This is a genomic window from Streptomyces cinnabarinus (assembly GCF_027270315.1).
Lineage (GTDB): Bacteria > Actinomycetota > Actinomycetes > Streptomycetales > Streptomycetaceae > Streptomyces > Streptomyces cinnabarinus.
Genome location: NZ_CP114413.1, coordinates 3,179,590 through 3,192,326, shown reverse-complemented (window position 1 = coordinate 3,192,326; position 12,737 = coordinate 3,179,590). Strand labels below are relative to the sequence as shown.

Here is a 12,737-nt window from a genome sequence, read left to right as displayed (position 1 = left end):
CCGAAGTGGGACCATTTCCGAGTTCCCAGTCGCCACAAGGTAGGTCACCTGTGTCCCAGCACATAGCCAAGCCCCGTACCACCGCAGTGATCCTGGCCGGCGGTACCGGTCAGCGTGTGGGTCTCTCGATCCCCAAGCAGCTGCTGAAGATCGCCGGCAAGGCAGTCATCGAGCACACCCTGACCACCTTCGAGAAGGCCGAGTCGATCGACGACGTCATCGTGCTGATGGCGCCGGGCTACGTGCCCGACATCGAGAAGATCGTGGCCAAGGCCGGGTTCAAGAAGGTCTCCAAGATCATCGAGGGTGGCGCCACCCGCAACGAGACCACCGAGCGGGCCATCGAGGCGCTCGGCGAGGGCCTCGCGGAGGGTGAGGACCGCAACGTCCTCTTCCACGACGCCGTGCGCCCGCTGCTGTCACAGCGTGTGATCGACGACTGTGTCGTGGCGCTGGAGCGCTACCAGGCCGTCGACGTCGCCATCCCGTCCGCGGACACCATCATCGTGACCCGCACCCACGGTGAGGACGGCGAGTTCATCACCGAGATCCCGGACCGCTCCCGGCTGCGCCGCGGCCAGACGCCGCAGGCCTTCAAGCTGTCCACGATCAAGCGGGCCTACGAGGTCGCCGCGGGCGACCCGAACTTCCAGGCCACCGACGACTGCTCGGTCGTGCTGAAGTACCTGCCGGACGTGCCGATCCACGTGGTCGCGGGCGACGAGTACAACATGAAGGTCACCCAGCCGGTCGATGTCTTCATCGCCGACAAGCTGTTCCAGCTGGCCTCCACCGCCGCCCCGGAGCAGGTCTCCGAGGAGGCCTACCGCGAGCTGCTGACCGGCAAGACCGTCGTCGTCTTCGGCGGCTCCTACGGCATCGGCAAGGACATCGCCGAGCTCGCCGAGTCCTACGGCTCCAAGGTGTACGCGCTGGGCCGCTCCACCACCGGCACCCATGTGGAGAACCCGGAGGAGGTCGACGACGCGCTGTCCAAGGCCTACGCCGAGACGGGCCGGATCGACTACGTCGTCAACACCGCCGGTGTGCTGCGCATCGGCAAGCTGGCCGAGACCGACAACGCCACCATCGAGGAGGCGCTGAAGGTCAACTACCTCGCGCCGGTGCAGATCGCCCGCTCCTCGTACAAGTACCTCGCCGAGACCAACGGCCAGCTGCTGCTCTACACCTCCAGCAGCTACACCCGCGGCCGCGCCGAGTACAGCCTGTACTCCTCCACCAAGGCCGCCATGGTCAACCTCACCCAGGCGCTGTCCGACGAGTGGGCCGGTGACGGCATCCGGGTGAACTGCATCAACCCCGAGCGCACCGCGACCCCCATGCGCACCAAGGCCTTCGGCCAGGAGCCCGCGGGCAGCCTGCTCTCCTCCGAGGCGGTCGCCCGCACCTCGCTCGACGTGCTGCTTTCCGAGCTGACGGGCCATGTCATCGACGTCCGCCAGCAGGACCCGACGGCCGCCGCGGGCCAGGCCTCCGGCTTCGAGGCCGCGCTGGCCAGCGTGCTCGACCGCCAGGACGGCGTGGCATAATCAACAGTTAATAAGCCTTACGGAATTCAGGCCTCTGCGTTTCTTCTTTCACGAAGAATTCACAGGGGCCTGAGTCCTTCAACCTTCGTTCCTCAGACCGGCAACCCCTCCCAGAGCAGGTTTATCCGTGATCTCCACCGCTATACGCGTCGCCCGGGTGGGCAGCGCGGCCGAGCTGGCCGCGGCGGTCCTCGTGATGCTGGGCTTCCCCTGCCTCATGGTGGCCGCGCTCGTCCCGAGCGTCCCCGCCTTCGCGGCCGCGGCCGCAGTGACGTACCTGGCGGACCACTATCTGCACCGCAAGGGCAGCTACCTGGTCAACCGCCTCAGCAAGGTGCGCGCCGGGCTGTCGATCCGCTTCCTGATCAGGCAGCTGCTGCTGGTCCTGCTGCTGGCCCGGCTGGACCTCTCGGACAACCTGGTCTTCTACGCCGCCGTCGCCGGCTTCATCGCCTTCTACGGTCTCCAGGCCCCGCACGGCGCCCTGGTCACCCTGATCCGCAACCGCCGCCGGATGCCGGTCGCCACCCGCAACATCGACCTGGCCTCGCGCATCCGGATCCCGGACGCCCCGCCGCAGGGGCTGCTGAACCGCTCCGCCGAGAAGATGCTCCACCTGGACCTGGCCGCCGTCATCGGCGTGCTGGTCTCCGCCTCCCTGGACGAGCCGCTCGCCGGGTTCATCGGCATCGGCGTCACGCTGCTCCTGGGCACCCTGTACGTCCTCGCCCTGGTGCCGTACGTCCGCGGCGCCAAGATCCCGCCGAACGCGGACACCGTGCTGGCCGCCGTCGACACCTGGCTGGCCGAGTACCGCCCCGAGACGGTGCTGTACTTCTCCGGCTCCAAGGACTCCGCGTACCAGGTGAACATGTGGCTGGAGACGATGGAGCAGCTCGACTCCAGGCCGCTGATCATCCTGCGTGAGCGGGTCATCCTGAACAACCTCGCCCCGACCACGGTTCCCGTCATCTGCGTGCCCGGAGGGGTGCACCTGATGAACCTGGAGCTGAGCACCGTGCGCGTCGCGCTGTACGCGGCGAACGTCGGCAAGAACATCCACCTGCTGCGCGTCCCCACCATGAAGCACGTCTTCATCGGCCACGGCGACAGCGACAAGCTGGCCAGCGTCAACCCGTTCAGCAAGGTCTACGACGAGGTGTGGACCGCGGGCCGCGCGGGCCGCGACCGGTACGCCATAGCGGACGTCGGTGTCCGCGACGACGACATCGCCGAGGTGGGCCGCCCGCAGCTGGCGCCCATCCAGACCTGGCAGGGCGTGCCCGAGGACCGGATGCCCACCGTGCTGTACGCCCCCACCTGGGAGGGCTGGGACGGCAACCCGGGCAACACCTCGATCGTGCTGGCCGGCGAGAACATCGTGACGCGCCTGGTCAAGGCCGATCCGCCGGTCCGCGTCCTGTACAAGCCGCACCCGTTCACCGGCACCGTCAGCGCCGAGGCCAAGGCCGCCCACGCGCGGATCACCGCGCTGGTGGAGAAGGCCGGCGCGGCGCGCGCCACCGACGCCCGCTTCCCGGGCGACGGTGCCGCGCAGAGCGCCGCCAAGGCGGAGCTGGCCCGGATCGAGGCCCGCCTCGCGGAGCTGTCCGGCAACGGCAAGGACCGCGGCGACGAGGCCGAGGCCACCCGTGACGGCGTGGTGGACGTGGCCCGGCACGAGGAGGCCGCCCGGCTGCGCGCCGAGTGGAACGACGCCTACTGGCGCTCCTTCGGCGCCCACGAGCACCGCGTCATCACCGGCGCCGAGCCGCGTCTGTACGACTGCTTCAACGTCTCCGACGCGATGGTCTCCGACATCTCCAGCGTGGTCTCCGACTTCATCGCGAGCGGTAAGCCGTACGCGGTGACGGACTCCGGGGAGCTGGGCGAGGAGGAGTTCAAGCGGCAGAACACCGCGGTGCGCGCCGCGGTGATCCTCTCCAACAGCGCGGCCGAGCTGGGCGGGCTGCTGGACGCGGTCCGCGACCCGTCGGCCGACCCGCTGGCCGAGGAGCGCGGCGAGCTGAAGCGGTACCTGCTCGGCCCCGACGAGCCCACCTCCATCGAGCAGTTCAACACCGCGGTCGCGAACCTCGCCCTGAAGGCGGAGACCCGCAACCTGGGCCAGGAGGCCCGGATCGCGGCGACGGAGTCCACGGAGTCGGCGGAACTGACCGGCTGAACACCCCTTCTGAGCACCCCCGTTCGGCCCCCGAGGAGTTCAACTCCCCGGGGGCCGAAGGCTTTTCACACCTCCTGCGGACCGTGACCTGAGTCACAAAACGATCGCCTCAAGGCAACCGCCCCCCGAGCTGAACCGTCTTCTAGGTAGCGAAAAGGAGATACGGGAGAAAACCTTCCGTTTACTAGGGGGAAACGTGACCGTGACGCAGCCTGATGTGAGCGTCGTCATCGGGGCGTACGAAGCGATGCCGTACCTGGTCGACTGCCTGGCGTCCGTGGAGGCGCAGACCCTGGACCCGGCGCGGATCGAGGTCATCGCGGTGGACGACGGCTCGACCGACGGCACGGGGGAGTGCCTGGAGGAATTCGCGGCCCGCGTCCCCATGGCGGTGACGGTGATCCGGCAGGAGAACTCCGGCGGTCCGAGCGGCCCGCGCAATGTCGGCCTCGGCAAGGCCGCCGGGCGCTACGTCTTCTTCCTCGACGCCGACGACCGGCTGGGCGCCGAGGCCCTGGAGCGGATGGTCGCCATGGCCGACCGCAACGGCACCGACGTGGTCCTCGGCCGGGTCGAGGGCATCAACCGCAACCCGCCGAAGTCGATGTGGGGCAAGACGCTGGAGCGCACCGATGTGTACTCCTCCAACATCAAGTTCACGCTGAGCGCGCAGAAGCTGTTCCGCCGCGAGCTGCTGACCCGGCACCACATGCGCTTCGACGAGTCCCTGTGGACCGGCGAGGACGCGCTGTTCACGATGGAGGCCTATCTGCGGGCCAACGGCGTTTCCGTGCTCGCCGACTACACCTGCTACTACCTGGTGGGCCGCGAGGACGGCAAGCATGTGACCAAGAGCGGGGGCTACACCAAGCGCTTCGACTCCGCGCGCGCCCTGATGAACCTGATCGCCGAGATGGTCCCGCCCGGCCCCAAGCGCGATGTGCTGATGGTCCGGCCATTCACCGTCACGCTGCTGCCGCAGTTCGGCCCGAGGTACCTCAAGGACAACGACAAGATCCGGCGCCACAAGGTCGAGCTGGCGGCACCGCTGCTGGCCGCGCACTGGAGCGAGGGCGTGGCGCACCGGCTGAAGGTCGAGGAGCGGCTGCGGATGCACCTGGTCGCCGGGCAGCAGCCCGAACGGCTGCTGGAGGTCCTGAAGTTCGGCAAGGCCAAGAAGCAGCCGGCGGCCCTGCTGGAGAAGAAGGGCCGCCGGGTGTACCTGGCGTATCCGTACTTCCGGGACGCCGAGGCCCGGATACCGGATTCGGTCTATCTCGCCGAGCCCCGGGAGGCCCGGGGTATTCCCGGCTATCGCGAGGGCGGCACCGACTACTTCATGCGCCGGGCTCTGCGGAAGCTGCGGAGGACGCTGCGGCCGGCCCCGGCTCCGGCGAGTCGCTGAGGCGCTGCTCCGGGATCAGCCGAGCCCGCCGCTCCTGCGCGGTCCAGCACAGCTGCTGTACGGCCGTATTGAAGCGCTCCTGGGCGGCCGGCTCGTCCGGACCCAGCAGATGCCGCTTCAACTCGGCCCGCGCCCGGGCCAGTTCGTCCTTCTCCGGATCCCGCACCGAAGCCAGCAGCTCGGGCACCCCGGCCGCGTCCGGCGCCAGCACGGTCGCCGCCCGCACGGTCGGGAAGGTCTTGCGGAAGACGTCCTCGGCGAGACCGCTGGTGTTGGCCACGGCGTACGGCTTCCCGCTCGCCATGAAGTCGCTGACCACGCTGGAGACATCACTGACCAGCAGATCCGACCGGTTGAAGCAGGAGAACAGCGTCGGCCGCACGCCGATGACGATCTGGTGCTCCCACTCGGGCAGCGAAGCCCAGTAGGCGTCCTCCCAGGCGGCCGTCGCCTCGGCCACCGCCCGCGCCCGCCCCGGCTCGGGCGTCGACTGCGCCAGCATCCGCTCGGTCTGGTCGGCGGCGGCCCGGAAGCCGGTCGAGGTCAGCCGGTCCAACTCCACGGTCCGCCGGGCCAGTTCACCGTCATCGGCGGGCCGCGCCCCGGACCGCTCCCGGTTCGCGGCCCGGATCAGCTCCCGGATCCGCAGATCGGCCGCCCCGGCCCGCGGATCCACCGACCCGGTCAGCGGATGCGGCTTGTACAGCAGCCGCACCTTCGGATCGGCCAGCAGCGCCCGTACGACGTTCTCCCCGGCCTCGATCACCGAGGTGTTCCCCGGGTTGCCGTCCCAGCCCTCCCAGGTCGGCGCGTACAGCGCGGTCGTGTATGCCCCGGCCGGGGGGCCCGAGTACGGCTGTACGGCGTCCAGTTGGGGGCGGCCGATCTCCACGACGTCCTTGTCCTCGACGCCGACCTCGGCCTGCGCGTACCGCTCGCGCGCCGCGGGACCGGCCACCCACACCTCGTCGTAGGCCTTCGCGTACGGGTTGCAGGAGGACAGTTTGTCGCTCTCCCCGTGGTTGACGAAGGTGTGCAGCAGCGTGGGGATGCGCAGCACCTGGGAGGTCTTGCCGGAGTTCGAGGGGTGGATGAGGACCCGCAGCGTGGACTGCTCAAGACGCATCAGCGTGGAGACCTTCGGCAGGCACAGCACGGGGACATCGGTCGCCGCGAGCTTCTGCACCATGAACCGCTCGCGCAGCACGATCAGCGGCCGCCCCTCCAGCCGGGCCAGCGGCTCCAGCCACATGTTCGCCTGGTACGCCGAGGAGGTGCCGCCGGAGAAGTACAGGCCGACCGTCGGGCGGTACTCCGCCAGCCAGCGGTCCAGCCACTCCAGGGCCTCCCGCTCGCCCGCCGGACGGCGGCCCGGCAGCAGCCGGAGCAGCAGGTCGCACAGGCCCAGCACGGCGAGGCCGAGGGAGAGAGCGAGACCGAGGGCGGCCCAGCGGCGGTCGGCGGTGGCGGCGGTGGCCAGCAGACCGGCCGTCGCGGGCAGGCCGTAGGCGAGCAGCCGGTCTCCGGGGCGGCGCAGCAGCAGCAGCGGGGCCGCGGACAGCCGTAGCGCGGAGGCGTCGATGTTCCGGGTCAGCACCGGCAGGGTGCGGGTGCGGCGGACCAGGACCGAGGCCGCCTGGATCGCGCAGTGCAGCGCGTAGCAGGCGAGCAGGGCGCCGACCAGCGGGGTGTACGCCGACTCCCGGTCCTGTCCGCCGAGCCGCAGCAGCGCCACCACCAGCAGCAGGTCCCGCAGCACATGGCGCACGGTGATGTCCAGGTGCGACTTGGCGAACACCGACAGCATGCCGCGCTGCCAGCGGTACAGGACGCCCTCCACGGCCAGGCACACGACGGTGGCGGCGATCAGCAGCGGGACATGCGGGCGCAGGGCGGCGACGGCCAGCGCGCAGAACGCGCCCACGAGGGTAGCCGCCAGCAGCGGACGGGGGATGGATCTTGGCACTACGGTCACTCCAAGCGTCGACACAGACATGCGTCCGGGTTAACGCCCGCCGGCCTCCGTACGACACGCGGGTGACGTACGGAGGCCGTGGAGTGCCGGGGATGGCAAGCGCCGTTAGGGGCGCGGGGAACTGCGCGACCAGCCACGACGGAGCCGCAGCCGGGTGTGCAGCCTCAGCGGAGCGCTCAGCGCCCGTTCTGGAGTGCCTTGCCGACCACGCGGCGCGCGCGCCGGTAGACGGAGGTCGGTACCGGTGCGGCGACCGCCTTCGTGCCGCTCTTCGCCAGCTCCTGCTTCAGCTTGGCGTTGTCCGCGGTCAGCTTGGTGATCCGGTTCTGGAGGAAGCCGAACCGGGCCGCCATGGCGATGGGGTCGGCGTCGTTCCAGGGGCGGATGCCGGCCGGGAAGTTCAGCGACCGCATGCGCTTCTCGTAGGCCGCGCCGCCGTCGCCGTGCGTGAAGGTGTTCTTCAGGCCGTTGCGGTCCAGGAACGCCGTGAACCGCTCGAAGCGCTCGTGGTGGTTGCTGACCAGCGGTCCGAAGTCGGCCTGTGCGTAGAGCTTCGCCGGGTCGACGTCCATGCCCTTGCCGAGCTGGTCGATCCGCTGGTGCGGGATGTCGAAGTACCGGCACAGCTCCAGCGTGCGGGAGTCGCTGCACAGCACGGTCGCGGGGGTGCCGGCCAGCAGCGCCGCGATGTTGCCGTGGATCCGGGAGCCGAAGGAGAAGTCGAACTCGCGCAGATCGTCGATCCAGGTGATCGGGTCGACGTAGACGCGGGCCTTGCCCTCCCGGTACATCGGGTGGTCCGGGTGGGTCGGCATCGCGGTGATCCGGCCGTTGGGCCCGGACACGTCCCGCCAGTGCAGCTGGAGCGCGTCGCTGAGGTTCTGGCCGATGTAGCGCAGGTGGGGGTAGCGCTCGTGGGCGGCGGCGATGACCCGGTCCAGGCCCTGCGTCTGCACCGCGCTGTGCGAGCCGTTGATCGCGACCCGGGACTCGGCGGTGAGCTCGGGCGCCCGCTTGGCGACGTCCAGGTCCTTGCCGTACATGAACATCGACGGGCAGCCGATGAGCTCGACGTCCCGGAAGCCCATGTCCTTGAGGTACTTCTCGGTGAACTCGCCGCGCACGCCGATCGAGGCGCTCCGGTCGAGCACCGCGGAGACGAAGGCGCGGACGGCCGGCTCCATGGGCTTGAGCCGCGCCGGGTCGTAGTTGAGCCCGGTCTGTGCGCCGACGCCCACCACGACTACGGGGATCCGCAGCTTGGTGATCAGCTGGGTGAGCCGGTTCAGCATCGGCTCGAACGACGGCCGGAAGGCGTTGGCGAGCGGCACGACGAAGGCGTCGTACTGCTCGTTGATCCTCCCCGCGGCGTGCACGTTCGTCTTGATGCCGTTGGACACGACCTCGGTGCCCGGGACTTCGAGGATCTTGTGGGTGGCGTCGCTGAAGATCAGGTTGCCGGAGTTGGTGGCGATGACGTCGCGGTGGAGGGCTTCCTCGACCGGGACGACGTCGTAGGGGCTCTTCCCCGATCTGAGGAGGATGCGCCGCGCAGGGGGAACATTCGATGACACAAACGTCAGATTAAGTTTGACTGGTCTTTGATTTCTATAAGCAACCAGTACAACCTTTTTGACGTGCGCACAGAGTGAGCGGACGGCTACCGGTTCGCTGTCCGGCGGCTGGACCGATGCGCGGTGGACGACCCCGTTCGCGTAGATTGCGGTCCAGTCGACGCGTGAGGGGACGGAACACCAGGTGACAGGCGTAAGGCAGGCCGTGGCCGAGGCCCGCAGGGTCGTCGTCAAGGTGGGTTCCTCGTCCCTGACCACCGCCTCCGGAGGGCTCGACGCGGACCGGGTGGACGCCCTCGTGGACGTCCTCGCCAAGAGCCGAAGCGGCGGAGAACGTGAGATTGTTCTCGTTTCCTCCGGCGCCATCGCGGCCGGTCTGGCCCCCCTGGGACTCCGCCGCCGCCCCAAGGACCTCGCCCGCCAGCAGGCCGCCGCCAGTGTCGGCCAGGGACTGCTCGTCGCCCGCTACACCGCCTCCCTCGCCCGCTACGGCGTCCGCGTCGGCCAGGTGCTGCTCACCTCCGACGACATGAGCCGCCGCGCCCACCACCGCAACGCCTCGCGCACCCTCGACAAGCTCCTCGCGATGGGTGCCCTGCCGGTCGTCAACGAGAACGACACCGTTGCCACGGACGAGATCCGCTTCGGCGACAACGACCGCCTCGCCGCGCTCGTCGCCCACCTGGTCCGCGCCGACCTGCTGGTGCTGCTGTCCGACGTGGACGGCGTGTACGACGGCGACCCGAGCAAGCCCGGCACCTCGCGGATAGCGGAGGTACGGGGACCGGACGACCTGGCGCACGTGGAGATCGGCAGCGCGGGCAAGGCCGGGGTCGGCACCGGCGGCATGGTCACCAAGGTCGAGGCCGCCCGGATCGCCGCCGCCGCGGGCATCCCGGTGGTGCTCACCAGCGCCGTGCACGCCGCCGAGGCGCTCTCCGGCGGGGACACCGGCACCTACTTCCACGCCACCGGCAGGCGCTCCGCCGACCGGCTGCTGTGGCTCCAGCACGCCTCCACCCCGCAGGGCTCGCTCACCCTGGACGACGGCGCGGTGCGGGCCGTCGTGGAGCGCCGCAAGTCGCTGCTGCCCGCTGGGATCGCCGCCGTGGAGGGCGAGTTCAGCGCCGGGGACCCCGTGGAGCTGCGGGACGCGGCCGGGCGGGCGGTCGCGCGCGGCCTGGTCAGCTTCGACGCCAGGGAGATCCCCCAGCTCATCGGGCGCTCCACCCACGAGCTGGCGCGGGAGCTGGGCCCGGCGTACGAGCGGGAGGTCGTCCACCGGGACGATCTGGTCCTCCTGGAGCCGTGACACGGCCTCCGTCCGAAAACAGGGTGAACGCCCCGGTGAAGGTGTCGCCCTGAGGTGGACGTTCCGCAAAAGCGCCACACAACCGCTTGCGGACTGCTCAACTTTGTCTCAAGGACATATTCCGCCGAGCACTGCTCGACCGTGGGACGAAGGAGGCCGTCGTGAGACGAGTACGCCCTGGGGCGGCGGCGTCCGGCGGTGGGATCGGCGGCTCCTCGTCCCGGGCGCCCGGTGAGGAGCGCGCCCTGACCAGCGTCGCGACCGGCGAGCTGGCCGGCGCCGGGGAACCCGAGGACCTGCCCCGGCTGTGGCATGTCACCCTCAGCGTCTCCGGCGAGGAGGCCCCGCTGAAGGAGGTCCGGCGGGCTCTGGAACAGCTCGCCCACGACCATCCCTTCCTGCTGACCAGCCGCTATGCCAACGACCACGCCGAGATCCGGTACTGGGAGGAGGCCCGCGATCTGCACGACGCGGCCGCCGTCGCGCTGCGTCTGTGGGGCGAGCACCGCCAGAGCGCGGGCCTGCCGCCCTGGGAGATCGTCGGCCTGGAGGTCATCGACCGGGTGACCTACCACCAGCGCATCGCCGAGGGGTACGGCCCGCCCCCGGCCAGCCCGGTGGGCGTGCACCCGTACTGACGGGTGTCGAGCCGCCCTGGAGGACCCCTTTTGCGGGACCTTCGGACGGCTTGTCTCGCGGTGTGGGACATCCGGTGAACGGCTCCCTCCGGCGCACTACCCTTCCCTCATGACCACGCTCTCGCCGTACGACTCGATGACCCCGGTCACCCAGGCCGCCTACCGCGCCAAGGCCGCCGCGGCCGACCTCGCGCCGCTGCCGCGGTCCGTGAAGGACGACACGCTGCTCGCCATCGCGGACGCGCTGGAGGTCCGTACGAACGAGATCGTCGAGGCCAACGCCAAGGACATCGCCGCCGCCCGCGAGGCCGGCACCAGCGAGTCGGTCGTCGACCGGCTGACCCTCACCCCGGAGCGGGTGCGGGCCATCGCCTCCGATGTGCGGGACGTGGTCGCGCTGCCCGACCCGGTCGGCGAGGTGGTCCGCGGCTCGACCCTGCCCAACGGCATCGACCTGCGCCAGGTCCGCGTCCCGCTCGGCGTCGTCGGCATCATCTACGAGGCCCGCCCGAACGTGACGGTGGACGCCGCCGCCCTGTGCCTGAAGTCCGGCAACGCCGTCCTGCTGCGCGGCTCCGCCTCCGCCTACGAGTCCAACACCGCCCTGGTCCGGGTGATCCGGGACGCCGTCGGCGGCGCCGGGCTGCCCGCCGACGCCGTACAGCTGGTCCCGGGCCAGAGCCGGGAGAGCGTGGGCGAGCTGATGCGCGCCCGCGGCCTGGTCGACGTCCTCATCCCGCGCGGCGGCGCCTCGCTGATCCGGACGGTCGTCAACGAGTCCACCGTCCCGGTGATCGAGACCGGCACCGGCAACTGCCATGTCTACGTCGACGCCCGGGCCGACCTCGACATGGCCGTGGAGATCCTGGTCAACTCCAAGGCCCACCGGGTGAGCGTCTGCAACGCCGCCGAGACCCTGCTGGTCCACCAGGACATCGCCGCCGAGTTCCTGCCCCGGGCCCTGGACGCCCTCGCGGAGGCCGGCGTCACCGTGCACGCCGACGAGCGGGTCATGGCGTACTCCAAGGACTCCCGGGCGACCGTCGTGGAGGCGACCCCGGAGGACTGGGAGACGGAGTACCTCTCCTACGACATCGCCGCGGCCGTCGTGGACTCCCTGGACAAGGCCGTCGAGCACATCCGGCTGTGGACCTCCGGGCACACCGAGGCGATCGTGACGACCTCGCAGCAGGCCGCCCGCCGCTTCACCCAGCTGGTCGACTCCACCACCGTCGCGGTCAACGCCTCGACCCGCTTCACGGACGGCGGCCAGTTCGGCTTCGGCGCGGAGATCGGCATCTCCACCCAGAAGCTGCACGCCCGCGGCCCGATGGGCCTGCCGGAGCTGACCAGCACGAAGTACATCGTCACCGGCGACGGGCACGTACGCCGCTGAGGCTCTCGCGGGGCGGATAATTTCCATACCGTCTGCCCAAATTGACCCCCCAGGTCTACTCTGGACCTGTGCCGGAGGACGTGGGGGGTACGCCGTTTCCCGACGGCTGGGAGCCCGACGACGACCACGACCGCGGGGTGTCGGACGAAGAGTTCGCCTCCGTGGTCTTCGATGAGGCCTTCGTACAGGCGGCCGCACTGCACGAGCCGACCGCCGTCGAACGCCTCCTGGCCGCGGCCGAGGCCCGCCGGGCACACGGCCGGGGCGAGCGGTACGAAGACGAGCGGTACGAAGAGGGGTACGGCCCCGACGACCCCACCGGATTCGGCCATGATCCGGACTACGACGACCTGGACGACACCGACGTCCTCGAAGGCCGCTACGGCGCCCCGGGCACCTACGGCAGACAGGTCCGCTGGCACCGCCCCGTCGCCTGGGTGCTCGCCCTCGTGATGGGCATCGGCATGGTCGCGCTGGCCTTCACGGCGGTCTACCGCGGCGCCTCCTCGGGCAACCGGGAACAGGTCCCGCCCCCGGGCGCCTCGACCGGCGTCGAACAGGGCGAGGCGGTGCCCTCCGCCTCCGCCGACCACTCCCAGCCGGCCATCTCGGCCGTCCCGCGAACCCCCTGAAACCGACCCCGGCCGGAACCCGCCGTTTCTGGTGAGAACCTGTCAGAACTTGTCGTACAGCAGGGCGTTT

9 protein-coding genes are annotated in these 12,737 nt (G+C 70.4%); 7 read left to right on the top strand and 2 right to left on the bottom strand.

Translation table 11 applies throughout. From position 1 onward, the window contains the following. Positions 1–50: 50 nt before the first annotated feature. The 3 genes from STRCI_RS14375 (at position 51) to STRCI_RS14365 (ending at position 5,140) form a co-directional block, all read left to right on the top strand. Positions 51–1,550 carry a bifunctional cytidylyltransferase/SDR family oxidoreductase gene (locus STRCI_RS14375; protein WP_269659329.1) on the top strand — a complete coding sequence of 500 codons (1,500 nt, stop codon included), beginning with the start codon at positions 51–53 and terminating at the stop codon, positions 1,548–1,550. Between the two features lie 127 nt (positions 1,551–1,677). Continuing rightward, positions 1,678–3,735: a hypothetical protein gene (locus tag STRCI_RS14370; protein ID WP_269659328.1), complete on the top strand. Its 2,058-nt coding sequence runs from the start codon at positions 1,678–1,680 to the stop codon at positions 3,733–3,735. 196 nt (positions 3,736–3,931) lie between these two features. After that, a complete protein-coding gene (locus STRCI_RS14365) occupies positions 3,932–5,140 on the top strand; it encodes a glycosyltransferase family 2 protein (RefSeq protein ID WP_269659327.1) in 1,209 nt (402 codons plus the stop codon). Here STRCI_RS14365 and STRCI_RS14360 read toward each other — a convergent pair. Together STRCI_RS14360 and STRCI_RS14355 are read right to left on the bottom strand one after the other, a co-directional pair. Continuing rightward, positions 5,073–7,106 (bottom strand): hypothetical protein, encoded by a 2,034-nt coding sequence (locus STRCI_RS14360; protein WP_418953336.1) that lies wholly within the window; start codon positions 7,104–7,106, stop codon positions 5,073–5,075. The genes STRCI_RS14365 and STRCI_RS14360 overlap by 68 nt on opposite strands. A 185-nt stretch (positions 7,107–7,291) precedes the next feature. Beyond that, on the bottom strand, positions 7,292–8,689 hold the full coding sequence (locus STRCI_RS14355; RefSeq protein WP_269659325.1) for a polysaccharide pyruvyl transferase family protein: 1,398 nt from the start codon (positions 8,687–8,689) through the stop codon (positions 7,292–7,294). A gap of 184 nt (positions 8,690–8,873) precedes the next feature. On the opposite strand from STRCI_RS14355, the gene proB reads away from it, so the two are divergent. The 4 genes from proB to STRCI_RS14335 all read left to right on the top strand — a co-directional run bounded on the left by proB (position 8,874) and on the right by STRCI_RS14335 (position 12,667). Further along, positions 8,874–10,001 (top strand): glutamate 5-kinase, encoded by a 1,128-nt coding sequence (proB, locus tag STRCI_RS14350; RefSeq protein ID WP_269659324.1) that lies wholly within the window; start codon positions 8,874–8,876, stop codon positions 9,999–10,001. A gap of 161 nt (positions 10,002–10,162) precedes the next feature. Next, the gene (locus tag STRCI_RS14345; RefSeq protein ID WP_269659323.1) at positions 10,163–10,639 is read left to right on the top strand and encodes a hypothetical protein; all 477 of its coding nucleotides are present in this window, start codon (positions 10,163–10,165) and stop codon (positions 10,637–10,639) included. Positions 10,640–10,748: 109 nt separating this feature from the next. Continuing rightward, positions 10,749–12,035 (top strand): glutamate-5-semialdehyde dehydrogenase, encoded by a 1,287-nt coding sequence (locus tag STRCI_RS14340; protein ID WP_269659322.1) that lies wholly within the window; start codon positions 10,749–10,751, stop codon positions 12,033–12,035. A 68-nt stretch (positions 12,036–12,103) separates the two neighbouring features. Next, positions 12,104–12,667, top strand: coding sequence for an SCO2584 family spore wall biosynthesis protein (locus STRCI_RS14335; RefSeq protein ID WP_269659321.1), 564 nt, complete (start codon positions 12,104–12,106; stop codon positions 12,665–12,667). Positions 12,668–12,737: the final 70 nt, after the last annotated feature.